The following is a 26,339-nucleotide window of genomic DNA, read 5'->3' as shown; positions in this document are numbered from 1 at the left end:
CCCCGCGCGATCACACCGTCGACCACGGCCACGACCGGAACCGAACGGCTCAGAGCGCGAAGAACGCCGCCACCAGCACCGCACCCCCGGCCCCCGCCAACGACCACCCCGTTCGCGGCAACCGCATCCCCCCGCCCACCAACGGCGCCGCCAGCAACAACGCCCCGCCCAGCGGCAGCCAGGCGTGCAACCCCCCGCCCCAGCCCGTCCGCACGCCCTCGCCCGTCCCCGGCTTCACCACCACCGGGATCGTCACGCCCTTCTCCGCCGCCACCGAACGCGCGATCGACAACGTCCGGCGCGTCGACGACGGATCCTCCGGCACGTAACGCCCGCTGCACGTCTCGTCCGTGCAGTCGGTCACCGTCAACGTCCCGTGCTCACGCCCCTTCCCGAGCAGGACGTGCTGGGCGGAGTTCCACGAGGCCCAGGCGCCCGCGACGACGAGGAGCAGGGCGACCAGGGCCATGGCTGCGGTACGGACGTGCGTCATGACCCGCGATCGTACAGTCGTACCTTCCCGACGCCAGGCCCTACGAGTTGTACGCCGACTGCGCCCGCTCCAGACCCTCCGCCACCAGACACTCCACCGCGTCCGCAGCCCGGTCCACGAACCACCCCAGGTCCTTGCGCTCCGCCGACGAGAAGTCCTTCAGCACGAAGTCCGCCACCTGCATCCGGCCCGGCGGACGCCCGATCCCGCACCGCACCCGGTGGTAGTCGGCACCCATCGCCTTCGTCATCGACTTCAGACCGTTGTGCCCGTTGTCACCGCCGCCCAACTTCAGCCGCAGCACCCCGTAATCGATGTCCAACTCGTCGTGGACCGCCACCACGTGCGCCGTCGGCACCTTGTAGAAGTCGCGCAGCGCCGTCACCGGACCGCCCGAGAGGTTCATGTACGACATCGGCTTCGCGAGGACCACCCGCCGGTTCTCGGGCCCCGGAGGCCCCATCCGGCCCTCGACGACCTGAGCCTGCGCCTTCTGCGCCCGCTTGAACGAGCCGCGGATCCGCTCCGCGAGCAGGTCCACGACCATGAAACCGATGTTGTGGCGGTTGCCCGCGTACTCGGGCCCCGGGTTGCCGAGGCCGACGATCAGCCAGGGGGCGTTGGCGTCGTCCGTCATGTGCGTCAGGTCTCCTCGTATCCGTACAAGAGAAACGGGGTGACGGGCCCGTACGGCCCGTCACCCCGTCACGTCAGACAGAGCCTACGGCTCAGGCCTCCGCACCCTCGGTCTCGGCCTCGGCGGCCGGCTCCTCGGCCTGCGCGGCCAGGACCTGGATGACGACCGCGTCGGCGTCGGTCACCAGGGTCGAACCCTTCGGCAGGGCGATGTCCTTGGCGAGGATGGAGGCACCGGCCTCCAGGCCCTCCACGGAGACCGTGACGGCCTCGGGGAGGTGGGTGGCCTCGGCCTCGACCGACAGGGTGCCGAGCACGTGCTCCAGCAGGTTGCCACCGGCGGCGAGCTCACCCTCGGCCTGGACCGGGATCTCGACCGTGACCTTCTCGCCGCGCTTCACGAGGAGCAGGTCGACGTGGATCAGGAAGCCCTTGATGGCGTCACGCTGGACGGCCTTCGGGATCGCCAGCTCGGTGGTGCCGTCGATGTCCAGCGAGAGCAGGACGTTCGGCGTACGCAGCGCGAGACCCAGGTCGTGGGCCGGGAGGGTGACGTGGATCGGGTCCGAGCCGTGACCGTAGACGACGGCGGGAACCTTGGCCTCACGACGGATGGAACGGGCGGCGCCCTTGCCGAACTCGGTACGGACGGAAGCGGCGAGCTTGACCTCGGACATGGTGCACTCCTCGTAGAAGGTGACGAAAAAGGTGGTCACCCGGCCACGACTGGCGATGGCCTGCTACGAAGAGCGCGTCGATAACGGACCGCCGAGACCCACACGGGTCCGGCCTCCCTCGCCGAGCAACTACGGCAGTCTACCCGCCGCCCCCCACCCGCCCAAATGGATCAACCCGACGGAACGACGAAGGACCGCCCCCCCGAGCGGGGGAAACGGCCCTTCCTCACCTCCGTGCGGCTCAGTGCTCCTCGAAGAGGCTCGTCACCGAACCGTCCTCGAACACCTCGCGCACCGCACGCGCGATCGTCGGCGCGATCGACAGCACCGTGATCTTGTCCAGCTCCAGCGCACCCGGCACCGGCAGCGTGTCCGTGAACACGAACTCGCTGACCTTGGAGTTCTTCAGCCGGTCCGCAGCCGGACCCGACAGGATGCCGTGCGTGGCCGTCACGATCACGTCCTCCGCACCGTGCGCGAACAGCGCGTCCGCCGCGGCACAGATCGTGCCGCCCGTGTCGACCATGTCGTCCACCAGGACACACACACGGCCCTTCACGTCACCGACGACCTCGTGCACGGTCACCTGGTTGGCGACGTCCTTGTCACGACGCTTGTGCACGATCGCCAGCGGCGCGTCCAGACGGTCGCACCAGCGGTCGGCGACCCGCACGCGACCCGCGTCCGGAGAGACGATCGTCAGCTTCGAACGGTCGACCTTCGCACCCACGTAGTCCGCCAGCACCGGCAGCGCCGACAGGTGGTCCACCGGACCGTCGAAGAAGCCCTGGATCTGGTCCGTGTGCAGGTCCACGGTCAGGATCCGGTCCGCACCCGCCGTCTTCAGCAGGTCCGCCACCAGACGCGCCGAGATCGGCTCACGACCACGGTGCTTCTTGTCCTGACGGGCATAGCCGTACGACGGAATGATCACGGTGATGCTCCGGGCGGAAGCCCGCTTCAGAGCATCGATCATGATCAGCTGCTCCATGATCCACTTGTTGATCGGAGCCGTGTGGCTCTGGATCAGGAAGCAGTCCGCGCCACGCGCCGACTCCTGGAAGCGGACGTAGATCTCACCGTTGGCGAAGTCGAACGCCTTGGTGGGAACGAGACCGACACCCAGCTGGTGCGCGACCTCCTCGGCCAGCTCGGGGTGGGCGCGGCCGGAGAAGAGCATCAACTTCTTCTCGCCGGTCGTCTTGATCCCGGTCACAGCACTGTCTCCTCAGACGTGTTCTCTGGCCGCGGTCCCACGCCCGTCGAGCGCATGTGCGTGCCAGCCGAATTTGTGTGCACGTATCACGGTACGCCGAGTTCGACGCACCTGTTTCCGGTCAGCTTTCGCCGGCGGACTCCCCAGCGGCGGCCTGAGCGGCCTGAGCGGCCTGCGCGGCAGCGCTGCCGGGCCGCTTCCGGGCCACCCAACCCTCGATATTCCGCTGCTGGCCCCGGGCCACGGCGAGCGAACCGGCCGGCACGTCCTTCGTGATCACGGACCCCGCGGCGGTGTAGGCCCCGTCCCCGATGGTGATGGGAGCCACAAACATGTTGTCCGAACCCGTACGGCAGTGAGACCCGATCGTGGTGTGGTGCTTCGCCTCACCGTCGTAGTTCACGAACACGCTCGCCGCACCGATGTTCGAGTACTCGCCGATCGTCGCGTCACCCACGTACGACAGGTGCGGCACCTTCGTGCCCTCACCGATCGTCGCGTTCTTCATCTCGACGTACGTACCGGCCTTCGACTTCTTCCCGAGGTTCGTCCCCGGACGCAGGTACGCGTACGGACCCACCGAAGCGCCCTCGCCGACGGAGGCCGAGAAGGCGACCGAGTTGTCCACCCGGGCACCCCTGCCCACGGTGACGTCCGTCAGACGCGTGTTCGGCCCCACCACGGCGTCCTCGGCGATGTGCGTCGCACCGTGCAACTGCGTACCCGGCAGGATCACCGCGTCGGCCTCGAAGGTCACGGTCACGTCCACGAGGACGGAAGCGGGGTCCACCACCGTGACACCGGCCATCATCGCCCGCTCGAGGAGACGCTGGTTCAGCAGACCACGGGCCTCCGCGAGCTGCACCCGGTTGTTGATCCCGAGGATCTCGCGGTGGTCGCCGGCCACGGAGGCACCGACCCGGTGACCCGCCCCGCGCAGGATCGACAGCACGTCCGTGAGGTACTCCTCACCCTGACTGTTGTCCGTCCGCAACTGCCCGATCGCCTCGGCCAGCAGCTTCCCGTCGAACGCGAAGACACCCGAGTTGATCTCGCGGATCGCGAGCTGCTCGACGGAGGCGTCCTTGTGCTCGACGATCTCGGTCACGGCACCCCCGGCGTCCCGCACGATCCGCCCGTACCCCGTGGAGTCCGGAACCTCGGCCGTCAGCACGGTCACGGCGTTGCCGTCGGCGGCGTGCGTGTCGGCGAGGGCGCGGAGGGTCTCCCCGGACAGCAGCGGGGTGTCGCCACAGACGACGACCACGGTCCCGTCCGGCGCCTCCCCCAGCTCCTCCAGAGCCATCCGCACGGCGTGCCCGGTCCCGTTCTGCTCCTCCTGGACGGCGGTCCGGGTCCCGGCGTAGTGGGCGTCGAGGTGCCCCTTCACCTGCTCACGGGCGTGCCCGACGACCACGACGAGGTGCTCGGGCTCCAGCTCCCGGGCGGCGGACACGACGTGCCCGACGAGCGAACGCCCGGCGATCTCGTGCAGGACCTTGGGGGTCTTCGACTTCATGCGGGTGCCCTCACCCGCTGCGAGGACGACGACGGCTGCCGGGCGGTTGGCGCTCACGGGAATGCCCTTCGGCTTTGGGTGGTGGACGCACGAAGGATACCGGGGGGCAGGGGGGCGGACATGAGTGCGGGTCCTGACCGCGATGGTCAGGACCCGAACCGAGGTTGCTCCCCTGCCAGGACTCGAACCTGGAATAAATCATCCAAAGTGACCCGTGTTGCCAATTACACCACAGGGGATGGCTTATGCCGCGAAACGGACAATTGCTCAGTCCGTCGACTCGGCCGCCCCTACTATGCCGTACCAGGCCCCCTCGATGCGACGGTACAGATCGGCACTGCCGAGGATCCGGATTGCCAGGCAGCCGTGGTGGCCACCATTCACGTTCTTCCGGTTGGTTCGCGGGTTGTGGCGCTTGAGGGTCGTCTTGCCAAATGCCGACGAGTCGGCGCCGACGAGATCACCCCGGTACTGCTCGGCTCCGGCTGCGTCGGCGGTCTCGTGGATCATCACGTAGTACCTCCGACGGTCTGGCCCGATGCCGAGGAGGTCGAGCCGAGCGCTGAAGACCCGGATCATCCCTGGATCGCTATTCACGAACGTCACGCGTTCCCGACGGGCATGCGGCTTGCCCTTCGTGCCCTCCGCCCAGTAGAGGCCTGCGCCCAGCAGGAAGAGTTCGCGCTCCGGCATCGCCCCGATCTCTTCGGCCGCCGCGCGTTTGACCGCCTGGCGCTCCTCCTCGCGGCGGCGCAGGGTGACCTCCCGACCCCGCCGCGCGATCTCCGACGCCTCCTCCCGGGTCCGCTTCCGTTCCGGCTTCGGCAGGTCCCGGACCCACAGCGAGATCGAACTCTTCGAGCAGCCCGGCTCGACCTGGATCTGGTCATAGGTCATGCCCTGGAGGCGGAGTTCCCTCGCGCGGGCGCGGAGGTCGTCCTTCGCGTTCGGGCGCTTCGTCATGCGGACGTCCGGGTCGAAGATCAGAACGATTCAACTGTTCGAGGGACTGGTGTTCATCGCATTGACGGCAGGGGCCGCCCGTAGGGTGGTGGGTATGACCACAACGGGGGCAGACCGGGACGCCGCGGGCGTCGGGACTTGGTGGTGGTGGGGGAGACGGCGGAGTGCCGTGTTCGACGGGGTGCTCGCGCTGGTGTCCGCGCTGGAGTGTGCCGTCGAGGGCGTCGGGTTCGCCGGCAAGGCTTCGTTGCCGGTGCCGCTGGGGGTGCTGTTCGGGCTGCTCGTGGGGTCCGTGCTGCTCGTGCGGCGTCGCCGGCCCATCGCCGTGGTGCTGGTGTCGATCGCCGTCGCGCCGGCCGAGATGGGTTTCCTGATGGGGATCGTCGGGCTGTACACGCTCGCCGCCTCCGAGGTGCCCCGGCGGATCACGGCCGTGCTGGCGGGGATGTCGACGCTCGCGGTGTTCGTCGTGACCGTGGTGCGGATGCGGCAGGACGTCGCTCAGGACATCGATCCGAGTGGCTGGTACGTGCCGAGCGTCTCGCTCTTCATGACGCTCGGGCTCAACGCTCCGCCGGTGCTCTTCGGTCTGTACATAGGGGCGCGGCGTCGGCTGATGGAGAGCCTGCGGGAGCGGGCGGACAGTTTGGAGCAGGAGCTGTCGTTGCTGGCCGACCGGGCGGAGCAGCGGGCGCAGTGGGCGCGGCAGGAGGAGCGGACGCGGATCGCGCGGGAGATGCACGACGTGGTGGCGCACCGGGTGTCGTTGATGGTGGTGCACGCGGCGGCGTTGCAGGCGGTGGCGTTGAAGGATCCGCAGAAGGCGGTGAGGAACGCGGCGCTGGTGGGGGACATGGGGCGGCAGGCCCTGACGGAGTTGCGGGAGATGCTGGGGGTGCTTCGGGAGGGGGCCGTTCCCGCGGCTCCCGTTGCCGTGCCCCTCGCCGCCGTCGGGCGGGCCGCTGCCGCCGCCGCTGAGGCCGCTGCCGAGGACGGGCCGTGTCTGGACGCCCTGGAGGCGTTGTGCGAGCAGTCGCGGCTGGCGGGGACGGTGGTGGAGCTGGTGGTGAGGGGGGAGGCGCGTCCGTATGCGCCGGAGGTGGAGCGGACGGCGTACCGGGTGGTGCAGGAGGCGTTGACGAACGTCCACAAGCACGCGGCGGGTGCGGAGGTCGTGGTGCGTCTGGCGCATCGGGAGGCCGAGGTCGCGATGCAGGTGGAGAACGGTCCTTCGGACGCGGCGGTGGCCGGTGTGGGGTTGCCGAGCGGGGGGAACGGGCTGGTGGGGATGCGTGAGCGGGTCGTGCGGCTCGGGGGCGTGTTCGTGTCGGGGCCGACGGACGCGGGTGGTTTCAGGGTGTCGGCGGTGCTGCCGGCCCCGCCGGTCGAGCGGTCGGTCGAGCGGTCGGTCGAGCGGCGGGTCGATTAGCCGGCCGTGAGGCGGGTGGGTTGTGCGCCTGTGATCAGGGTCGACAGGGCCGCGTCGATGTCCTTGCCGAGGTACCAGTCGCCCGCGTGGTCGAGGCTGTAGACGCGGCCTTCGACGTCCATGGCGAGGACGGCCTGGTGGTCGCCTTCTTCGCCGAGGGGGGCGATCTCGGTGTCGAGGGCGCGGCCGAGGTCGGCGAGGGTGCGGGAGAGGTGGAGTCCGGCGAGGGGGTCGAAGCGGACGGCCGCGGGTGCTATCTGCCGGCCGTGGCCGGGTGCGGTGATCCGCAGGCCGCCGAATTCGGCCCAGGCTTCGACGGCGGCGGGGAAGACGCTGTGCCGGTGGCCGGCGGGGGAGATGTGGGCGCGCAGGGTGTCGGCCCATTCTTCGGCGAGTTTGATGTCCCAGCGGCCGGGTTGCCAGCCGGCTTCGCGGAGGGCGGCGTCGACGTTGACCGGGAAGCGGGTGGTGTTGAGGTGGTCGGGCATGGGGTGGGGTCAGCCGTTCTCGGCGGGTGTGGTGGGGTCGACGGCGCGGACGCCGAAGTGGGCGAGCATGGCCGTGCAGGAGCGGCAGGGTGCGGCGTAGCTGCCGTGGAGGGGGTCGCCGTCCTCGCGGATGCGGCGGGCGGTGAGTTTGGCCTGTTTGAGGGAGCGGCGGGCTTCGCCGTGGGTGAGTGGTTTGCGTTGGGCGCGCTTGGAGCGGTTGTTCTCGGTGGCGGTGAGGTGCCGGGAGAGCAGGATGGCTTCGGGGCAGCGGCCGGTGAAGCGTTCCCGTTGGCTGCTGGTGAGGGTGTCGAGGAAGTCCTGGACGAGGGGGTGCAGGGCGGGGGGCCGGTCGCCGCGGCCCGCGGTGCACGTGAGGGTTTCGCCGCGGACGGAGAGGGCGGCTCCCACGGTGGGGAGGATTCCGTCGCGGCGGTGTCGCAGGGAGGGTGCGCGCGTGGTTTCGGCGCTGCTGCTCCAGTTGAGGCGTGGGTCACCCTGTGTGGGCGTCGTTGCTGTGTGCATGGTGCTGGTCTTCCCCTCCTGCAATCCCCCGAGTTGCGTGGACAGCCTGCCAAATAGGGAGCCATATGGGGAAGCTGGGGCGGCGAAACGCGCCTTCGGTGTGTCGGAATCATGGTGTGCCTGTCATGGGGTCGTGACAGTTGGTGACTCTGGGTCGCGGAGGGTTCGGGTCCGGTTCGGCCTCTTGTGGCAGCGCATAGGCTGTGCGGCATCAGTCGGCCGCAGTCGTCGGCTGTCGGTAGCAAGCAGTCAGTGACGCCATGCAGGGGGCAACCGCCATGACGACAGGTCGGCTCGGGCAGGACACCGCGCCACCGAACGCGGCCTACGCCGGGCAGGTCGTGCATTTCCCGGATCCGGTCCGTGCGTCCCGTCACCCGAGAGGGGTGCGGGTGGACGAGCGTGGTTACCCGGATTTCTCGCCGTACGCGCGAGCGGCGGCGGAGATCGCCGATCCGCCGGAGGGTTTCGGTGTCGACGAGCTGCGGCTGACGGACTACGTGTCGGCGAACGCGGCGCTGGCGGCGACGGGTCATGAGTTGTGGGACACGATTCCGTCGGTGGCGACTCCGCACGGCTGGACGTGGCATCACGTGGTGGGTTCGCGGCGGATGGAGCTGGTGCCCGTCGAGGTGAAGGCGTTGCTCCGGCATCACGGTGGGGTGGCGACGGCGGCGGTGGACCAGTCGAAGCGGGGGACGCGTCCGCTGCAGGAGACCCGGCCGGTGCACTTCGGGCTGCCGAAGGGCCGGGTGTCGGTGTCGGAGCCGCAGCTCCAGGGTGTCGAGGAGGATCTCGGCTATCGGCTGCCGGGGGCGTACCGCTCGTTCCTGAAGGCGGCGGGCGGGTGTGCTCCGGTGGGGGCGGCGCTCGACGCGGAGCTGGGTGTGCTGGTGGACCAGCCGTTCTTCACGGTGCGGGAGGAGGCGGGGGTCAATGACCTCGTCTACGTCAACAAGTGTCTGCGTGACCATCTGACGAAGGACTACCTGGGCGTCGCTTTCGTCCAGGGCGGTCTGATCGCGTTGAAGGTGCGGGGTGCGGCGGTCGGTTCGGTGTGGTTCTGCGCGTACGACGACGCGCGGGATTCCGGCGAGGTGGCGGCCGGGTGGACGGTGAGCGAGCGGGTGGAGCGGTTGCTGCTGCCGTGCGGTGCGGACTTCGACGCGTTCCTCGGGCGTCTGGCGGGCAATCCGCCGGAGCTGGAGACGGTGGCGAACCTGATGGTGGACGGCGGCTTCGCGCGTGCCGTGCCCGTGGTCCCGGTGGGGGAGTGAGCTGGCTGTGGTGACGTTCGCGCAGGCGCAGGAGCGCGCCGAGGAATGGATCAACGGTGATCTGCCGGGTTATCAGCACCGTGAGGTGCGGGTGCGGGAGTTCGAGCTGGGGTTCGTGGTGTGGGCGGAGGACCGCGAGGGCGGTCCGACGTCGGACGGCGGGCGTCAGCGGCTGGTGATCGCGCGGGACAGCGGTGAGGCGACGTTGTGGCCGGGGTTGCCGGTGGGTGAGGTGATCCGGCGGTACGAGGAGGAGTACGGGGCGACGGACGAGGTTCCGGCGCAGGCGGCGGTGCCGGCGGCGCGGATCGATCTGAACCAGACGTCGTTCCTGTTGAGTCCGCCGGAGTGGCTGCAGGACGCGGCGGACAAGATCGGGTTGCCGAGGGAGGAGTCGCACGCCTCGCAGGAGGGGGTGAGTGCGTCGGCGCCGGTGGACGACGTGTCGGACGGGGTGGGGGTGGAGGGGCCTTCGGCTTCGGTGGCTTCTTCCGCTTCCTCCGTCTCGACGGACTCGTCGGCGTCGGTGGCGGGGTCTGTGGCGGGGTCGGCGTCGGCGTCGGGGGCGGTGACCGGGTCGGGGGCCGGGGAGTCTTCGGAGGCCGCGACGGCTCCGGTTCCGGCCGCGGAGTCCGCACCGGCGGCCGTCGGGTCCGCCCCGGCCGCCGGGTCCGCCCCGGCTCCTGTCCGGGACGCCGACGCGTACGAGCCGACGGCGATGGACGGTGTCCCGGCGTCGGGCCCGGCCGCGTCGAGCCCTCCGGCGCCGCCCGCGCCGCCGGTCGCGCCCCCGGCTCCGTCCGCCGCCACGCCCCCTCCCGCGCCGTCCGGTCCGTGGGTGGACGCGAACGCGAGTTCCGGCGGTGCGGACGGGGCGGTGCCGCTGCCCGCGACCGTCTTCGCGCCGCCGCTGTCGGGGACGGACGACGAGGACGCCCCGCCGCCGTCGGTGGGCGCGGACGCGCCGACCGCCCTGATGAAGGGCGGCAGCGCGCTGCCGCCGACCGCGATCGCCCCCCGTCTGGATCCGGCGGCGCCGGCCCCGGGCGCGGTTCCGTCCGTCCCGCCGTCGCCGCCCGCGCCGGGGTCTTCGCCGGCCCCGGCGCAGGCGGGTCCGGGTGCGCCGCCGCTGCCGCCGCCCGCGCCCTCGGCGCCGGGTGCCGGGGACATCGCGGACGTCGCGACGAGCAAGGCCGCCCTGCCGCCGAAGGCCGGGCGGGGTCCGACGCCGCCTCCGCCGCCGGGAGCCCCGGGTGTGCCCGGGGCCTCATCGGGCGGCAACGCGTACATCCCCACGCAGCTGGTGTCGCAGCTCGGGCCGGAGGGGCTCCAGCCGCCCGGCCCGCCCGGAGCTCCCGCGCAGCCGGGTCCGCCCGGTCCGCCGCCTCCGCCGGCCGCTCCGGGTCCCGTGACGCCGCCGCAGCCGGTGCACCACGCGGCGACGATGCTGGCGCGTCCGAACCAGGGCGGTCCGGGCGCGCCGCCTCCGCCTCCGCCGCCGCCGGGCGTGCCGGGTGGCACGCCCGCGGGCGGCGTCGCGCACGCCGCGACGATGCTGGCGCACCCCGGTCCGGGTGGTCTGGGGACTCCGCCGCCCCCGCCCGCTCCGGCGCCGCCGGTCGGCGGTCACACGCCGCCGCCCGCGCACGGTCCCGTGCCGGGGGCGCCCGTGCCGGGGGCTCCTGTTCCTCCGGCGTACGGCTATCCGCATCCGACGGGTCAGCCGACGGTCGGCCCCGGCTATCAGGCGGTGCTGCGGTATCGGGCGCCGGACGGTTCGGAGGCGCAGATCATCCGGCGTTCGGCGCCGGGCACCCCGCATCCGGAGTGGCAGATCCTGCACGAGCTGCGTGCGCTGAACGTGCCGCCGCAGCAGGTGCTCGAACTCCACACGGAGCTGGAGTCCTGTGATCTGCCGGGTGGTTACTGCGCGCGGATGATCCGGGAGACGTGGCCGCAGGCGCGGATCACGAGCATCGCCCCGTACGGCCGTGATCATGCGGGCCGGCAGCAGGGCATGCGTCAACTCCTGACCCATCAGGGCGAGTTGCACCAGGTCGCGGACGGCCCGGCGCGTCCGGCCCCGGTGCGGGCGCCGTTGCCGCAGGTGCAGCCGGCGCCGCCGGTCCCCCCGGAGGGGATCGCGCAGGAGCTGGCGGGCGCGTTCGGTCCGGGCATCCTCCGCTTCGACCAGCGGGCGGTGTCCCGGCAGGGCGTGCCGGAGATCGTGGCGCGCACGTTGGTGTGGGCGGGGCTTCCGGCGGACTTCGGTCCGTTCTTCTGGGCGCAGCCCGCGGTGCCGGTGGTGCCGACGCTGGCGGAGCTGGCGGTGCAGCGGCAGGTGCAGGCGGCGCCGGACGCGAGCTCGTACCTGGTGCTCGGTTCGGACTTCGGCCGGGCGATCTGTGTCCAGTACGGGACGGCGCACATCGTGGCGGTGCCGGTGGAGGCCGGTCCGGGCGGGCAGTCGGTGCCGCCGCAGTTCGTGAACACGGGGCTGCCGGAGTTCGCGCGGTCGATGGCGCTGCTCGGCCGGATGTGGCGGCTGCGGTTCGGGTTGAACCCGGAGCAGGCGGGTCGCTGGACGGTCGATTTCCAGGCGCAGCTGGCGATGCTGGATCCGGCGGCGCTGTCGTCGCCGGAGAACTGGTGGTCGGTGTTGCTCGAGCAGATGTGGGACGGTCTGCTGTAGGCGCAGACGGATCGGATGTGACGAAGGGCGCTCGGCGCGTGGCCGCGTTGGGCGCCTTTTGTCCGTTCTGATGTCGCATTCTTTACGGGTCGGGCTTTACGGGTCGGAGCCAGGGAGAAGGGGCGTCAGGGATGAGTTTCGCCGTCGGGCGGGGGCGCGGGTACCGCCCCGAGCAGGTCGACCGCCATGTCGCCGCACTGGAGCGGGAGCGCGACGGGGCCTGGGAGCGGGCGGCGCGACTGACGGTCCTCATGAAGGAGATGGAGACGGAGCTCGCCGGGCTCCGTCTGGCCGTCAAGCAGCTCGTCCCGCACCGGTACGAGTCCCTCGGCGAGAGCGCGCGGAAGATCCTGGAGCTGGCCGAGCAGGAGGACGAGCGGCTCGTGCGGGGCGCCGAGGCGGAGGCGCAGGCCCTCGCGGAGGCCGCCGAGCGGGCGGCCCGGGAGGCGGCGGAGGCCGCCGGGGCGTACGCGGAGGAGGTCAGGGCGGCGGCGGACGCGGCGGCCCTGGCGGCCCTGGAGGAGGCCCGCGCGCGGGCCGAGGAGATGGTGGCGATCGCCCGCCGGGACGCCGAGGGCGCCCGGGAGGCCGCGCGGGAGTTCTTCGAGGAGACCGGGCGCCGGGCGGAGGCGCTGCTCGCGGAGCAGCGGGAGGAACAGCGGACCGCGCGGGCCGAGGCGGAGCGTGCGGCCGAGGCGGAGGCGGCGGCCCTGGACGCCCGGCACGAGGAGCAGGTCGCGGTGGCGCAGGCGGGGCTGGCGGAGACGCAGCGGGCCCTGGCCGAGACGGAGGAGCAGGCCCGGCACGGCCAGGAGGACGCCGAGGCCCGCGCGGCGGAGCTGCTCGCCGAGGCCAGGATGAAGGCGGAGCGGATCGAGCGCGAGACGGAGCGGGTGCTGCGGGAGCACGAGGATGCCCGGGACGAGATCCACTCCCACATGGAGCACATCCGCAATTCGCTGGCGGCGCTGACGGGCCGCCCGTCCGCGCCGGAACGGGCCGGGGAGAAGACCGAGCCTAAGGACGACGGGGGATCCGGGGGTTCCGAGGGGTCCGGGGACTCCGAGGGTGCCGCCTAGGCTCCCACCCATGATCATGAAGATGGCGGCGGTCACGCTCGACTGCGCCGACCCCATGGCCCTGGCGACCTTCTACCACCGGGCCACCGGCATCCCGCTCGCCGACCGGTCCGACGACGCGTTCGCGGGGCTGCGCGGCGCGGACGGCTTCTTCCTCGGCTTCCAGCGCGTCGACGGCTACCGCCCCCCGTCCTGGCCGGGCCAGGAGGTCCCGCAGCAGCTGCACCTCGACTTCGAGGTCGACGACCTGGACGGGGCCACGGCTCGCCTCGTGGAGTGGGGCGCGACCGTTCCGGACGTCCAGCCCCGCCCGGACCGGTGGCGGGTGCTCCTGGACCCGGCGGGCCACCCGTTCTGCCTGACGGCCCCGGCTGCCTGAGGATCCCGCCCCCGGGAGGTCCGCCCGGGCAGCGTCCGGCCGAGTTCGCTCGCCCGGTGGTCCACCTCGCATCGGTGGCGGTGCGGGGTCGCCAGGCCGGCGTCCCGCAGCGCCACGAGGTGCTGCGGGACCGCACCCGGGCCGAGCCCGGTCTGCAGGGCGAGGACCCCGGCCGGGCCCTGCTCCTCGCCCGGATGACGGCGACCTTCCGCTTCGTGGTGCGGGGCTGGGAGCCCTGGCGGGCGGGCTCGTGGGGCGGTGTGCGGGGGCGCGGACGGCGCCGCGGGCGGGCGCGATCGGCGAGCTGCTCGCGGTGGTGCCGTCGTGGGGGGCGGCGCGGAGGCGCGGGATGCTCGACATTTAGTCTTTGCAGAGATAATCTATGGACACATCATCTGGTCGAGGAGGCCCGCATGTGGAAGTACGAGCACGGCGTAGAGACCACCGCCACCCCCGAGGCGATCTGGCGGCTCTGGGCCGACGTCGAGAACTGGGGCGCCTGGAACGCCGAGATCGAGAAGATCGAGATCGACGGCCCGTTCGAGAAGGGCGCGCGGATCACGATGACACCGCCCGGGGACGACCCGGTGGAACTGCGCGTCGCCGAGGTCGTCGAGGGTGAACTCTTCGTCGACGAGGCCCGCTTCGGCGATCTGCTGCTGCGCACCCTCCACCGGATCGACCCGGTCGGCCGGGACCGCGTGCGGGTGGTCTACCGCATGGAGATCACCGGCGCCGGCGCCGACGAGGCCGGCCCGCAGATCGGCCCGGGCATCACCGCCGACTGGCCCGACACCATGGCCGCGCTGATCGAACTGGCCCGGCGCTGATGGCCCTCGACACCGGCCGGAGCCCCGGATTCCTCCTCTGGCACGCCACGCTGCGCTGGCAGCGCGACATCGCCGCCGCCCTGGCCCCCCTCGGCCTCACCCACGTGCAGTTCGTCCTGCTCGCCTGCGCCTGGTGGCTCAACACCCGGGGCGAGCACCCCAACCAGCTCGCCCTCGCCCGCCAGGCCGGCACCGACGTCAAGATGACCTCCCAGGTCCTGCGCACCCTGGAACAGAAGGGACTCGTCGAGCGCGAGGTCGACCCGGCGGACACCCGCGCCAAGCGACTGCGCGTCACCGGCGCCGGCGCCGCCCTGGCCCCCCGCGCGATCGCGGCGGTCGAACGCGTCGACGCGGAGTTCTTCCAGCCGGTGCCCGTCGAGGAGGCGATCGCCCTGCTGGGCCGCCTGGCCCACCCCGAACCCTGAACCGGCCCCCCGGGCGAGGGCGCACTCCGCCCACACCGTCTTCCCCGGCGCCCGGAGCCTCGGACACCACCCCCACCGGTCGGCGAGCGCCTCGACGAGCAGCAGCCCCCGGCCCCCTTCCGCTAGCCCCCGCTCCGGAAGGCGGCCGGGCCGGGGCGGCACGCGCTCCGCCCGCGTGTCGCTCACCTCGACCCGCGCCACCGGCCGGGGCCCGTCCGCGACCCGCAGGAGCAACTGGAAGTCCCGCCCCGGCACGTGCCCGTGCCGCACCGCGTTCGCCGCCAGTTCGGCCGCGACCAGCACGACGGTCTCGTGCGCCTCCGTCCCGTACGGCACGCCCCACTCGTCCAGCCGGACGGCGACCAGCCGCCGGGCGAGCCGGGCGCCCCGGGCGGTCGAGGTGAACCGCAGGGTGAAGATCCGGCTGCTCAAGTAAGGGGAGACACCCACGGGTTGGGTGGTGCCGGTGGTGCTGTCGTTGTTGCTCGTCATGCCTCCCACGCTCCTCTTGGTGGCGTAGCGTGACCAGTGGTGACGCACTGACGCGACGGTCTTGTACGCGGGGAGTCGGTGCCGGTACGAGGGGTGGGGCGCGGTGACGGAAGAGCAGGCGAACGGGGTTCCGGAGCCCGCGGCGGCGGACAAGTCCGGCCAGGGCGTGGTGGCGGCGTTCGGGCAGAGCCTGAAGACCCTGCGGCTGCGGGCGAAGATGGAACGGGAGGAGCTGGGCAAGCGGCTGGGCTACTCCGCGTCGACGATCGCCTCGTTCGAACAGGGCCGCAGGATCCCGCCACCGAGGGCGATCGACCGGGCGGACGAGGTGCTGGAGGCGGGTGGGCTGCTGACGGTCTGGAAGGACCAGTTGGAGCGGGCGCAGTACCCGGCGTTCTTCCAGGGGATGGCGCAGCTGGAGAAGCAGTCGATAGAACTGCTCGCGTACGACACCTTGGTGGTCAACGGCTTGCTGCAGACCGAGGACTACATGCGGACGACGGTGGGCAACCGACGTCCGCCGCTCGACGCGGAAACCATTGAACAGCGAGTCACCGCTCGTATCGCCCGGCAGGACATCTTTGAACGGCGGCCTGCGCCGCTGCTGAGCTTCGTCATGTGCGAATCGGTGCTGCGGCGGAAGTTCGGCGGCAGAGAGGTGCTGCGCGGGCAGTTGGAACAGCTTCTCCTCATCGGTCAGAGGAGAAACGTTGAGCTCCAGGTCATGCCGCTCGACTGTGCGGAGAACGCGGGTGGGGACGGACCGTTCACCGTCGTCACCCGTGAGGACGGGAAGAGGTTCGTCTACACCGAAGTCCAGGGCACCAGTGCCCTGGAGACCGACCCCAAGCAGGCCGTTCTCGCTGCTGCCCGCTATGGGATCATCCGGTCGCAGGCTCTCACCCCGCGGGAGTCACTGGAGTTCATCGAGAAGTTGTTGGGAGAGCTATGAACAGCACGGAATCCCTCGCCTGGTTCAAGAGCAGCTACAGCGGTGGTGAGGGCGGCCAGTGCATCGAGGTCGCCACCGGCGCGGGAACCGTCCACATCCGGGACTCCAAGGACGTGGCCCGGCCGGGCCTGCGGGTCTCGCGCGAGGCGTGGGCCGGGTTCGTCGGGCTCGCCTCGGCGGAGTAGTACAGCCCGCCGTTGTACGCGGCAGGGCCCTGCTCGTCCGCGTCGGACGAGCAGGGCCCTCCGGTCGGGCGGTGGTGCGTCAGGCGCGCGCCAGTTCCGCGTTCGCGCGCTCGGTGACCAGGGTCAGGACGCGGCCCGCGACGGCCAGGTCCTCGGCGGGGATGCCGGCGTAGAGGCGGGCGGTGATCCCGGCGGTCTCGGCGGTCGTGGTGTCGAGCAGTTCCTGTCCGGCGGGCGTGAGGCGGAGCCGGGACGCGTCGGCCGGGTCCGTCTCCAGCAGGCGCGCCGCCGTCAGCCCGTCGACTACCTCCCGTACGGCCGGCTCCTCGGTCTTCAACGAGTGGACGACGTCGGTGACGAGACGGTCCGGGGTGACGGAGCCGCCCGCCAGGGAGACGGCCTTGAGGGTCACGCTCTGCTGGAAGGTGGTGTCGTGTCGGGTCAGCACGCTCTCCAGGACCGCGCGGGCGGCGTGGTGGGCGAGGGCGATGACGCGGCCGTCGGTGGTGCAGGCGGTGGTGGTCATGACTGCTCCTTCTCGTTCTCGTCGGTGCGGGTCGGATCAAGAGGCACGTCGAGCAGGGTGGCCAGCTCGCGGGTGAACCGGTCCGCGCGCGGGCCGTGTTGTCCACCCAGTGGCTCCAGGAGCTGGTCCAGCAGCGACTGGATGACCTCGATGGCGCGGCCGGTCACGTCCCGGCCCTGCTCCGTGAGTTCGAGTCGCATCGCGCGCGGGTCGTCAGGGTCCCGGGTGCGGGCGACGAGCCCCGAGGTCTCCAGGGCGCGGGCCAGCTTGGACACGTAGAGCGCTTCGAGCCCCGTGTGGTCGGCGAGCTGCCGCTGGCTGGGCCGCTGTCCGGAGCGGGCCATGCCGTGCAGCGAGGCCATCACGGCGTACTGCGCGTGGGTCATTCCCAGGGGCGCGAGGGCCCGGTCGACGGCCACCCGCCACTTCATCGACAGGCGCCAGACCAGGAAACCGGCGGTGGCGCTCTCGGCTGCTGAGCTCATGACGAATACGGTACATGGCTACTATGTACATGGCTACTATTTTCTGGAGGGGTGCGGCGGGAGGGGGCGCGCGAGGCGCGGGCCGGAATCGACGGCGGCCTTCGGGACCGGGATCCCGGCGGACGGGCGTCTGCTCAGTCGGCCGGGTCCTGGCGAGGCGCCCCCTGCTCCTCCTCCTTCAGCACCGGGAAGCGGCGGGGGGCGACGGTCAGGAGGGTCAGGAGGGCGAGGGCCGCCGCTGCCGCCGCGCCCAGGTAGACCCAGTCCACCGCCGCGTCCACCGCCCGGCGGGTCCCGTCGGTGGCGTCCAGGGAGCGGGCCAGGGAGTCGAGGTCCGTGTCGGCGCCGAGGCGGGCGGCCAGGACGCCGTTCGCGACGGCGCCGAAGAGCGCCGCGCCGACGCTCTGGCCGACCTGGCGGCAGAAGAGGACGGACGCGGTGGTGGTGCCGCGTTCCCCGTACGGGACGGTCGACTGCACGCCGACGATCAGGGGCAGTTGGAAGAGGCCCAGGGCCCCGCCGAGGAGCAGCATCAGGAGCGCGGGCTGCCAGGGTTCGCCGGGGAACGGCAGGAACGGGAACGCGAGCAGCAGGAGCAGGGCGAGCGAGATGCCCAGGATCGCGGTGAGGCGGAAGCCGATGCGGGTGTAGACCCGGTTCGAGAGCGCGGCGCTGACGGGCCAGCTCAGGGTCCATGAGGACAGGACGAAGCCGGCGGCGATCGGGCCGAGGCCGAGGACGGACTGCGCGTACGTGGGCAGGAAGACCGTCGGGGCGACCATGAGCAGGCCGAGGGCCCCGAGGGCGAGGTTGACGGCGGCTATCGTGCGGCGGCGCCAGACCCAGCCGGGGATGATCGGTTCGGCCGCGCGCCGTTCGACGGCGACGGTCAGGGCGGCGAGGACGGCGGCCCCGCCGAGGAGGCCGAGGGACGGGGCGGAGAGCCAGGGCCAGGCGACGCCGCCCTGGACGAGCGCGGTGATGAGCGCGGCGCCGGTGGCGAAGATCGCGAGTGCCCCGGCCCAGTCGATCCGTACGCGTGCGCGGGGTGCGGTGCGGGCGGGTTCCAGCAGGTGGCGGCCGACGAGCCAGAGGGCGACCAGGCCGACGGGCACGTTGACGAGGAAGATCCAGCGCCAGTCGGCGTAGCCGGCGAGGAGGCCGCCGAGGGCCGGGCCCGCGACGGAGGAGGCGGCCCACACGGAGGACAGCCTCGCCTGGATCTTGGGGCGTTCCTTCAGGGGGTACAGGTCGGCGGCGATGGTCTGGACGGTGCCCTGGAGGGCGCCGCCGCCGAGGCCCTGGACGACGCGGAAGGCGATCAGGGAGGCCATGCTCCAGGCGGCGGCGCAGAGCAGGGAGCCGATGAGGAAGAGGACGGTCCCGGCGACGAGGACGGGCTTGCGGCCGAAGGTGTCGCTGAGCTTGCCGTACACGGGCAGGGTGACCGTGACGGCGAGCAGGTAGCCGGAGAAGAGCCAGGAGAAGACGGAGAGTCCGCCGAGGTCGCCGACGATCTGGGGGACGGCGGTGGACACGATCGTCCCGTCGAGGGCGGCGAGCCCCATGGCGAGCATGAGGGCGGCCACGACGGGCCCGCGACGGTCGGCGGCGGCGGCGGTGGCGGAGGCGGGTGCGGGCGCCGGATCGGCTCCCGCCCGGGTCGTCGACGGTTCCGTCACCGCGCACCTTTCCTTTCTTCGTACACCTAAATGGGCGCGGACAGGGTCTCACTCCACCCGGGGGCGGGGAACCCCTAGGGGCTCCTCCCCCATGCGGCCCAGGGACCGTTCGTCCCGGCGGAGGAGGAGAAGCGCCGTGCCCGCTCCTTAACTTGAACTTACAAACCCACCCATCGCTCCAAGGAGAAATCCGTGACTTCGGCTGTGACCATCCCCAGGCACGGGGGTACTGGCGAGGGGACGGCCGTCGCGGCGCGGGCGCGGCAGGTCGTCAAGGCGTACGGCTCGGGGGAGACCCGGGTCGTCGCCCTCGACTCCGTCGACGTGGACATCGCCCGCGGTCGGTTCACCGCGATCATGGGGCCCTCGGGTTCCGGCAAGTCGACCCTGATGCACTGCCTCGCCGGGCTCGACACCGTCACCAGCGGGCAGATCTTCCTCGACGAGACCGAGATCACCGGCCTCAAGGACAAGAAGCTCACCCGGCTGCGCCGGGACCGGATCGGCTTCATCTTCCAGGCGTTCAACCTGCTGCCCACCCTGAACGCCCTGGAGAACATCACGCTGCCGACGGACATCGCCGGCCGCAAGCCGGACGCCGAGTGGCTGCGGCGGGTCGTCGACACCGTCGGGCTCGGCGAGCGCCTCAAGCACCGGCCGAGCCAGCTCTCCGGCGGTCAGCAGCAGCGCGTCGCCGTGGCCCGCGCGCTCGCCGCCCGGCCCGAGATCATCTTCGGTGACGAGCCGACCGGAAACCTCGACTCGCGGGCCGGTGCCGAGGTCCTCGGCTTCCTCCGCGCGTCCGTGGACGAACTCGGGCAGACGATCGTCATGGTGACCCACGACCCCGTCGCCGCCTCCTACGCGGACCGGGTGCTCTACCTCGCCGACGGGCGGATCGTGGACGAGATGGAACGGCCCACCGCCGACGCCGTCCTCGACCGGATGAAGGACTTCGACGCGCGCGGGCGGACCTCGTGACCGTCCTCAAGACCTCGCTGCGCAACTTCTTCGCGCACAAGGGCCGCATGGCGCTCTCCGCCGTCGCCGTCCTGCTCTCCGTCGCCTTCGTCAGTGGGACGCTCGTCTTCACCGACACCATGAACACGACGTTCGACAAGCTCTTCGCGTCGACCGCCTCCGACGTCACCGTCAGCCCCGAGGGCGCGGCGGGGAACGACGAGACGCCGCAGACCGGCCGCCCCGAGGCCCTCCCCGCCTCCCTCGTCGAGCGGGTGCGGAAGGTCGAGGGCGTCAAGGACGCGCAGGGCTCGGTCACCTCCCTGAGCGTGACCGTCGTCGACGCGAGGAACCAGAACGTCGGTCCGACCGGCGGCGCGCCGACCATCGCCGTCAACTGGAGCCCGTACGAGCTGCGTTCGGTGGAACTGGCCTCCGGCCACGAGCCGCGCGGGCCCACCGACGTCGTCGTCGACGCCGGCACCGCCGAGAAGCACCACCTGAAGATCGGCGACACCCTGCGCACGATCGCCGTCACCGGCGACCACGCCGCGAGGATCTCCGGCACCGTCGAGTTCAAGGTCACCAACCCCGGCGCCACCGTCGTCTACTTCGACACCGCCACCGCACAGCGCGAACTCCTCGGCAAGGAAGGCCTGTTCACCCGGGTCATGGTCGACGCCGAGCCCGGTGTCGGCGACGACGCCCTCAAGAAGGACGTGGCCGCCGCGCTCGGCGCCGACGCCCGGCACTACAAGCTCCAGACCTCGGCCGAGGTCGCCGACGCGGGCCGCGAGGACATCGCCGGCTTCCTCGACGTCATGAAGTACGCCATGCTCGGCTTCGCCGGGATCGCCTTCCTCGTCGGCATCTTCCTCATCGTCAACACCTTCTCCATGCTGGTCGCCCAGCGGACCCGCGAGATCGGCCTCATGCGGGCCATCGGCGCCGGCCGCGAGCAGGTGAACCGTTCCGTCCTCGTCGAGGCGCTCCTCCTCGGCCTCGTCGGCTCCGTCGCCGGTGTCGCCGCGGGCGTCGGCCTCGCCGTCGGACTCATGAAGATCATGTCCCGGATGGGCATGGAGCTCTCCACCCGCGACCTCACCGTGGCGTGGACGACGCCGGCCGTCGGCCTCGCCCTCGGCATCGTCGTCACCGTCCTCGCCGCGTACGTTCCGGCCCGCCGCGCCGGGAAGGTCTCCCCGATGGCCGCCCTCCGCGACGCGGGCACCCCCGCCGACGGCAGGGCGGGACGGGCGCGGGGCGTGACCGGGACCGTCCTCACCGGCGCCGGAGCGGCCGCCCTGGTCATGGCGGCCCGCGCCGCCGAGGCCGGCCCCGGCTCCCTCTGGCTCGGCCTCGGCGTCGTCCTCTCCCTCCTCGGCTTCGTCGTCGTCGGCCCGCTCCTCGCCGGCGGGGTCGTCCGCGCCCTCGGCGTCGTCGTCCTGCGGGCCTTCGGCCCCGTCGGCCGCATGGCCGAGCGCAACGCGCTGCGCAACCCGCGCCGCACCGGCGCCACCGCCGCCGCCCTGATGATCGGACTCGCGCTCGTCGCCGGGCTGTCGGTGGTCGGCTCCTCGATGGTGGCCTCGGCCACCGAGGAACTGGACCGCTCCGTCGGCGCCGACTTCATCGTGCGGTCCGCCACGGGACAGCCGATCGTGCCGCAGGCCCAGGCCGCCCTGGAGAAGACGCCCGGCCTGGACCACGTCACCGCGTACAAGTGGGTCGACGCGAAGGTCACCGACCCGCGCGGGAGGACCACGAAGTCCGGCCTGGCCGCCACCGACCCGACGTACGTGAGGGACCTGCGGCGCGAGACCACCGCCGGCACCCTCGCCGACGCGTACGGCGAGGACGCCATGTCCGTCGGCAGCGACTACGCCGCCGAACACGGCGTCAAGGTCGGCGACGTCCTCACCGTCGCCTTCACGGGCGGCGACACGGCGAAGCTGAGGGTCGCGGCGATCACGGCCGACACCGGCCAGGTCGACAAGGGCGCGATGTACACGAACGTCTCCACCGCCGCCCGCCACCTGCCCGCCGATCGGGTGCCGAACAGCCTGCTCGTCCTGGCCGGCGCGAAGGACGGCCAGGAGACCGCCGCGTACGAGGCCCTCAAGGACGCGCTCGCGCCGTACCCGCAGTACAAGGTCAGCAACCAGGCCGACTACAAGGAGGAGCTGCAGAACCAGGTCGGGCAGCTGCTCAACATCGTGTACGGGCTCCTCGCCCTGGCGATCGTCGTCGCCGTCCTCGGCGTCGTGAACACCCTGGCGCTCTCGGTGGTCGAGCGGACCCGCGAGATCGGCCTCATGCGGGCCATCGGCCTCTCCCGCCGGCAGCTGCGCCGCATGATCCGTCTGGAGTCGGTGGTCATCGCCCTCTTCGGCGCGCTCCTCGGCCTCGGCCTGGGCATGGGCTGGGGCACGGCGGCCCAGAAGCTCCTCGCCCTGGAAGGCCTCGGCGTCCTGGAGATCCCCTGGCCGACGATCGTGACGGTCTTCGTCGGCTCGGCGTTCGTGGGGCTCCTGGCGGCGTTGGTCCCGGCGTTCCGGGCGGGGCGGATGAACGTACTGGGGGCGATCGCGAGCGAGTAGCTCCGCCGGGACCCGTTGCGGGCCGCGCTCCGGCGCGGGCCGCGTCCGCCGGGGCGCGGCCCGTGCGTGCGGCGGGGCGCGGCCCGCGCGGCGGGGGTGCCGCCCCCGCCGGGGTGTGGCGGGCGCGGGTGTCCGAGGGGCGTCGTAGGCTGGGGGCGACCGGGCCGTACGCGCCCGGGACCACCCGGCCCGTGTGACGTGTCGGGCTGTTCGCGTTGCCCGCCCCCGTCGTCCGAACCCGGGATGGAAGCTTCATGAGCCTGCACGGTCTGCTCGATGTCGTCGTCAAGGACGCCGCCCTCGCCGAGGCGGTGAAGGCCGCCGCCGACGGGAACCGCCCGCACGTGGACCTGGTCGGTCCGGCGGCCGCGCGGCCGTTCGCGGTGGCGGCGCTCGCCCGGGACTCGGGGCGGCCGGTGCTCGCGGTGACCGCGACCGGCCGGGAGGCCGAGGACCTCGCCGCCGCGCTGCGCTCCCTGCTCGATCCGGACAGGGTCGTCGAGTACCCCTCCTGGGAGACCCTGCCGCACGAGCGGTTGTCTCCCCGTTCCGACACCGTCGGGCGCCGCCTGGCCGTGCTGCGGCGCCTCGCGCACCCGCGCGAGGACGACCCGGCCGCCGGGCCCGTCTCCGTCGTCGTCGCGCCCATCCGGTCCGTGCTCCAGCCGCAGGTCAAGGGGCTGGGGGATCTGGAGCCGGTGGCGCTCCGCAGCGGGCAGAGCGCCGACCTGAACGCCGTCGTCGAGGGGCTCGCCGCCGCCGCGTACTCCCGCGTCGAGCTCGTCGAGAAGCGCGGAGAGTTCGCGGTGCGCGGCGGCATCCTGGACGTCTTCCCGCCGACCGAGGAGCACCCGCTCCGGATCGAGTTCTGGGGCGACGACGTCGAGGAGATCCGGTACTTCAAGGTCGCCGACCAGCGGTCCCTGGAGGTGGCCGAGCACGGGCTGTGGGCGCCGCCCTGCCGTGAGCTGCTGCTGACGGAGGAGGTGCGGGAGAGGGCCGCGGCGCTGGCCGCCGAGCATCCCGAGCTGGGCGAGCTGCTGGGCAAGATCGCCGAGGGGATCGCGGTGGAGGGCATGGAGTCCCTCGCGCCGGTCCTCGTCGACGACATGGAGCTGCTGCTCGACGTGCTGCCCGAGGGGTCGATGGCCGTGGTCTGCGATCCCGAGCGGGTGCGGACCCGGGCGGCGGACCTGGTCGCCACCAGCCAGGAGTTCCTCCAGGCCTCCTGGGCCGCCACCGCCGGCGGCGGCGAGGCCCCGATCGACGTGGGCGCGGCCTCGCTGTGGGGGATCGCGGACGTGCGGGACCGGGCCGCCGAGCTGGGCATGGCCTGGTGGTCGGTGTCGCCGTTCGCGGCGGACGTCGACGAGGGCGCCGACGCGCTCACCCTCGGCATGCACGCCCCCGAGTCGTACCGGGGCGACACCGCCCGCGCGCTGGCCGACACGAAGGGCTGGCTGGCCGACGGCTGGCGGACGGTGTACGTGACGGAGGCGCACGGTCCGGCGTCCCGTACGGTCGAGGTCCTCGGCGGCGAGGGCATCGCCGCCCGCCTCGACGCGGACCTCGCGGAGATCTCGCCGTCCGTGGTGCACGTGGCGTGCGGCTCCATCGACTACGGCTTCGTCGACCCGGGGCTCAAGCTCGCGGTGCTCACGGAGACCGACCTGTCGGGGCAGAAGGCGGCCGGCAAGGACGGCCAGCGGATGCCCGCCAAGCGCCGCAAGACGATCGATCCGCTGACCCTGGAGGTCGGCGACTACATCGTGCACGAGCAGCACGGCGTCGGCCGCTACCTGGAGATGGTGCAGCGGACCGTGCAGGGCGCGACCCGCGAGTACCTCCTCGTCGAGTACGCGCCCGCGAAGCGCGGCCAGCCCGGCGACCGGCTGTACATCCCGACCGACCAGCTGGAGCAGGTCACCAAGTACGTGGGCGGCGAGGCGCCGACCCTGCACCGGCTCGGCGGCGCGGACTGGACGAAGACGAAGCAGCGGGCGAAGAAGGCCGTCAAGGAGATCGCGGCCGATCTGATCAAGCTGTACTCGGCGCGCATGGCGGCGCCCGGCCACGCCTTCGGCCCGGACACCCCGTGGCAGCGGGAGCTGGAGGACGCCTTCCCGTACGTGGAGACGCCCGACCAGCTGTCCACCATCGCCGAGGTGAAGGAGGACATGGAGAAGACCGTCCCCATGGACCGTCTGATCTGCGGCGACGTCGGTTACGGCAAGACGGAGATCGCGGTGCGGGCGGCCTTCAAGGCGGTCCAGGACGGCAAGCAGGTCGCGGTGCTCGTGCCGACGACGCTGCTGGTGCAGCAGCACTTCGGCACCTTCAGCGAGCGGTACTCGCAGTTCCCGGTGAAGGTGCGGGCGCTGTCCCGGTTCCAGTCGGAGAGCGAGTCGAAGGCGACGATGGAGGGGCTGCGGGAGGGTTCGGTCGACGTCGTCATCGGCACCCACCGCCTCTTCTCCTCCGAGACGAAGTTCAAGGACCTGGGTCTGGTCATCGTCGACGAGGAGCAGCGGTTCGGCGTCGAGCACAAGGAGCAGCTGAAGAAGCTCCGGGCCAACGTCGACGTGCTGACGATGTCGGCCACCCCGATCCCGCGCACGCTGGAGATGGCGGTGACGGGCATCCGCGAGATGTCGACGATCACGACCCCGCCGGAGGAGCGGCACCCGGTCCTCACCTTCGTCGGGCCGTACGAGGAGAAGCAGATCGGCGCCGCGATCCGGCGCGAACTCCTGCGCGAGGGCCAGGTCTTCTACATCCACAACCGGGTGGACTCGATCGACCGGGCGGCGGCGCGGCTGCGCGAGATCGTCCCGGAGGCGAGGATCGCGACGGCCCACGGCCAGATGTCGGAGCAGGCCCTGGAGCAGGTCGTGGTCGACTTCTGGGAGAAGAAGTTCGACGTGCTCGTCTCGACGACGATCGTCGAGTCCGGCATCGACATCTCCAACGCCAACACCCTGATCGTCGAGCGCGGCGACAACTTCGGGTTGTCGCAGCTCCACCAGCTGCGCGGCCGGGTCGGCCGTGGCCGCGAGCGGGGATACGCGTACTTCCTGTACCCGCCGGAGAAGCCGCTCACGGAGACCGCGCACGAGCGGCTCGCGACGATCGCCCAGCACACCGAGATGGGCGCCGGCATGTACGTCGCCATGAAGGACCTGGAGATCCGCGGCGCCGGCAACCTGCTCGGCGGCGAGCAGTCCGGTCACATCGCGGGCGTCGGTTTCGACCTGTACGTGCGGATGGTCGGCGAGGCGGTCGCGGACTACCGGGCGCAGATGGAGGGCGGGGCGGAGGAGGAGGTCCCGCTGGAGGTGAAGATCGAGCTGCCGGTCGACGCCCACGTGCCGCACGACTACGCGCCGGGGGAGCGGCTGCGGCTCCAGGCGTACCGCGCGATCGCCTCGGCGAACTCGGAGGAGGACATCAGGGCCGTGCGCGAGGAGCTCACCGACCGGTACGGCAAGCTGCCCGAGCCGGTGGAGAACCTGCTCCTCGTGGCGGGGCTGCGGATGCTGGCGCGTGCCTGCGGGGTGGGCGAGATCGTCCTCCAGGGTTCCAACATCCGCTTCGCTCCGGTGGAGTTGCGCGAGTCGCAGGAGCTGCGGCTCAAGCGCCTCCACCCGAAGTCGGTCGTCAAGCCGGCCGTCCACCAGATCCTGGTGCCGCGCCCGACGGCCGGCAAGATCGGCGGGAAGCCGGTGGTGGGCCGGGAACTCCTCGCGTGGACGGGCGAGTTCCTGACGACGATCCTCGGCGGCTGAGGCCTGCGGCGGCCGAGGCCTGCGGCGGGTCGAGGCCTGCGGCG

At 72.1% G+C, this 26,339-nt stretch carries 22 protein-coding genes, 1 tRNA gene and 2 pseudogenes; 12 read left to right on the top strand and 13 right to left on the bottom strand.

Annotated features, from left to right (window positions below; translation table 11 throughout):
- Nucleotides 1–49 precede the first annotated feature (49 nt).
- The 7 genes and pseudogenes from IE180_RS23290 to IE180_RS23260 form a co-directional block, all read right to left on the bottom strand.
- Nucleotides 50–493 (bottom strand): hypothetical protein, encoded by a 444-nt coding sequence (locus IE180_RS23290; protein WP_190158883.1) that lies wholly within the window; start codon nt 491–493, stop codon nt 50–52.
- A gap of 40 nt (nt 494–533) precedes the next feature.
- A complete protein-coding gene (gene pth, locus IE180_RS23285; RefSeq protein WP_190158882.1) occupies nt 534–1,130 on the bottom strand; it encodes an aminoacyl-tRNA hydrolase in 597 nt (198 codons plus the stop codon).
- Nucleotides 1,131–1,221: 91 nt separating this feature from the next.
- On the bottom strand, nt 1,222–1,806 hold the full coding sequence (locus tag IE180_RS23280; RefSeq protein ID WP_190158992.1) for a 50S ribosomal protein L25/general stress protein Ctc: 585 nt from the start codon (nt 1,804–1,806) through the stop codon (nt 1,222–1,224).
- A 241-nt stretch (nt 1,807–2,047) separates the two neighbouring features.
- On the bottom strand, nt 2,048–3,022 hold the full coding sequence (locus IE180_RS23275; RefSeq protein ID WP_015034148.1) for a ribose-phosphate diphosphokinase: 975 nt from the start codon (nt 3,020–3,022) through the stop codon (nt 2,048–2,050).
- Nucleotides 3,023–3,143: 121 nt separating this feature from the next.
- Nucleotides 3,144–4,598 (bottom strand): bifunctional UDP-N-acetylglucosamine diphosphorylase/glucosamine-1-phosphate N-acetyltransferase GlmU, encoded by a 1,455-nt coding sequence (glmU, locus tag IE180_RS23270; RefSeq protein WP_190158881.1) that lies wholly within the window; start codon nt 4,596–4,598, stop codon nt 3,144–3,146.
- A 110-nt stretch (nt 4,599–4,708) separates the two neighbouring features.
- A tRNA-Gln gene (locus IE180_RS23265) sits at nt 4,709–4,780 on the bottom strand.
- A 28-nt stretch (nt 4,781–4,808) separates the two neighbouring features.
- A pseudogene (locus IE180_RS23260) lies at nt 4,809–5,507 on the bottom strand (hypothetical protein); the annotation flags it as partial.
- Between the two features lie 91 nt (nt 5,508–5,598).
- On the opposite strand from IE180_RS23260, the gene IE180_RS23255 reads away from it, so the two are divergent.
- Nucleotides 5,599–6,933 carry a sensor histidine kinase gene (locus tag IE180_RS23255; RefSeq protein WP_190158880.1) on the top strand — a complete coding sequence of 445 codons (1,335 nt, stop codon included), beginning with the start codon at nt 5,599–5,601 and terminating at the stop codon, nt 6,931–6,933.
- Here the strand turns inward: IE180_RS23255 and IE180_RS23250 are convergent.
- Together IE180_RS23250 and IE180_RS23245 are read right to left on the bottom strand one after the other, a co-directional pair.
- The gene (locus IE180_RS23250; protein ID WP_190158879.1) at nt 6,930–7,421 is read right to left on the bottom strand and encodes an SUKH-3 domain-containing protein; all 492 of its coding nucleotides are present in this window, start codon (nt 7,419–7,421) and stop codon (nt 6,930–6,932) included. The genes IE180_RS23255 and IE180_RS23250 overlap by 4 nt on opposite strands.
- Nucleotides 7,422–7,430: 9 nt before the next feature.
- Nucleotides 7,431–7,943, bottom strand: coding sequence for a YwqJ-related putative deaminase (locus tag IE180_RS23245; RefSeq protein WP_190158878.1), 513 nt, complete (start codon nt 7,941–7,943; stop codon nt 7,431–7,433).
- A 278-nt stretch (nt 7,944–8,221) separates the two neighbouring features.
- Between IE180_RS23245 and IE180_RS23240 the strand changes: the two genes are divergently transcribed.
- The 6 genes from IE180_RS23240 to IE180_RS23215 all read left to right on the top strand — a co-directional run bounded on the left by IE180_RS23240 (nt 8,222) and on the right by IE180_RS23215 (nt 14,628).
- On the top strand, nt 8,222–9,220 hold the full coding sequence (locus tag IE180_RS23240; RefSeq protein ID WP_190158877.1) for an SMI1/KNR4 family protein: 999 nt from the start codon (nt 8,222–8,224) through the stop codon (nt 9,218–9,220).
- Nucleotides 9,221–9,227: 7 nt separating this feature from the next.
- Nucleotides 9,228–11,912 (top strand): SUKH-4 family immunity protein, encoded by a 2,685-nt coding sequence (locus IE180_RS23235; RefSeq protein ID WP_190158876.1) that lies wholly within the window; start codon nt 9,228–9,230, stop codon nt 11,910–11,912.
- 131 nt (nt 11,913–12,043) lie between these two features.
- The gene (locus IE180_RS23230) at nt 12,044–12,991 is read left to right on the top strand and encodes a cellulose-binding protein (RefSeq protein WP_190158875.1); all 948 of its coding nucleotides are present in this window, start codon (nt 12,044–12,046) and stop codon (nt 12,989–12,991) included.
- A 10-nt stretch (nt 12,992–13,001) separates the two neighbouring features.
- Nucleotides 13,002–13,370, top strand: coding sequence for a VOC family protein (locus IE180_RS23225; protein WP_190158874.1), 369 nt, complete (start codon nt 13,002–13,004; stop codon nt 13,368–13,370).
- A 413-nt stretch (nt 13,371–13,783) separates the two neighbouring features.
- The gene (locus tag IE180_RS23220) at nt 13,784–14,200 is read left to right on the top strand and encodes an SRPBCC family protein (protein ID WP_190158873.1); all 417 of its coding nucleotides are present in this window, start codon (nt 13,784–13,786) and stop codon (nt 14,198–14,200) included.
- Entirely contained in the window at nt 14,200–14,628 is a 429-nt protein-coding gene (locus IE180_RS23215; RefSeq protein WP_190158872.1) for a MarR family winged helix-turn-helix transcriptional regulator, read from the top strand. The genes IE180_RS23220 and IE180_RS23215 overlap by 1 nt, the downstream gene beginning before the upstream one ends.
- An 18-nt stretch (nt 14,629–14,646) precedes the next feature.
- On the opposite strand, the pseudogene IE180_RS23210 reads toward IE180_RS23215, so the two are convergent.
- Nucleotides 14,647–15,120: pseudogene (locus IE180_RS23210) on the bottom strand (ATP-binding protein); the annotation flags it as partial.
- A 103-nt stretch (nt 15,121–15,223) separates the two neighbouring features.
- On the opposite strand from IE180_RS23210, the gene IE180_RS23205 reads away from it, so the two are divergent.
- Together IE180_RS23205 and IE180_RS23200 are read left to right on the top strand one after the other, a co-directional pair.
- Nucleotides 15,224–16,072 carry a helix-turn-helix domain-containing protein gene (locus tag IE180_RS23205; protein ID WP_229860777.1) on the top strand — a complete coding sequence of 283 codons (849 nt, stop codon included), beginning with the start codon at nt 15,224–15,226 and terminating at the stop codon, nt 16,070–16,072.
- Entirely contained in the window at nt 16,069–16,257 is a 189-nt protein-coding gene (locus tag IE180_RS23200; RefSeq protein WP_190158871.1) for a DUF397 domain-containing protein, read from the top strand. The genes IE180_RS23205 and IE180_RS23200 overlap by 4 nt, the downstream gene beginning before the upstream one ends.
- A gap of 79 nt (nt 16,258–16,336) precedes the next feature.
- Here IE180_RS23200 and IE180_RS23195 read toward each other — a convergent pair whose 3' ends face one another.
- The 3 genes from IE180_RS23195 to IE180_RS23185 all read right to left on the bottom strand — a co-directional run bounded on the left by IE180_RS23195 (nt 16,337) and on the right by IE180_RS23185 (nt 18,950).
- Nucleotides 16,337–16,783, bottom strand: a complete 447-nt coding sequence (locus IE180_RS23195) for a MarR family winged helix-turn-helix transcriptional regulator (protein ID WP_190158870.1) — start codon at nt 16,781–16,783, stop codon at nt 16,337–16,339.
- Nucleotides 16,780–17,268, bottom strand: coding sequence for a MarR family winged helix-turn-helix transcriptional regulator (locus IE180_RS23190; protein WP_190158869.1), 489 nt, complete (start codon nt 17,266–17,268; stop codon nt 16,780–16,782). Before IE180_RS23190 ends, IE180_RS23195 begins: the two co-directional genes overlap by 4 nt.
- 134 nt (nt 17,269–17,402) lie before the next feature.
- Nucleotides 17,403–18,950: an MFS transporter gene (locus IE180_RS23185; RefSeq protein ID WP_190158868.1), complete on the bottom strand. Its 1,548-nt coding sequence runs from the start codon at nt 18,948–18,950 to the stop codon at nt 17,403–17,405.
- Nucleotides 18,951–19,142: 192 nt separating this feature from the next.
- On the opposite strand from IE180_RS23185, the gene IE180_RS23180 reads away from it, so the two are divergent.
- The 3 genes from IE180_RS23180 to mfd all read left to right on the top strand — a co-directional run bounded on the left by IE180_RS23180 (nt 19,143) and on the right by mfd (nt 26,295).
- On the top strand, nt 19,143–19,931 hold the full coding sequence (locus IE180_RS23180) for an ABC transporter ATP-binding protein (RefSeq protein WP_190158867.1): 789 nt from the start codon (nt 19,143–19,145) through the stop codon (nt 19,929–19,931).
- Nucleotides 19,928–22,510 (top strand): ABC transporter permease, encoded by a 2,583-nt coding sequence (locus IE180_RS23175; protein WP_190158866.1) that lies wholly within the window; start codon nt 19,928–19,930, stop codon nt 22,508–22,510. The genes IE180_RS23180 and IE180_RS23175 overlap by 4 nt, the downstream gene beginning before the upstream one ends.
- A gap of 254 nt (nt 22,511–22,764) precedes the next feature.
- Nucleotides 22,765–26,295: a transcription-repair coupling factor gene (mfd, locus tag IE180_RS23170; RefSeq protein ID WP_190158865.1), complete on the top strand. Its 3,531-nt coding sequence runs from the start codon at nt 22,765–22,767 to the stop codon at nt 26,293–26,295.
- Nucleotides 26,296–26,339 lie beyond the last annotated feature (44 nt).

It is taken from the genome of Streptomyces litmocidini (assembly GCF_014649755.1).
GTDB classification, from domain to species: domain Bacteria; phylum Actinomycetota; class Actinomycetes; order Streptomycetales; family Streptomycetaceae; genus Streptomyces; species Streptomyces litmocidini.
This window is presented reverse-complemented; position numbering and strand designations above follow the sequence as displayed.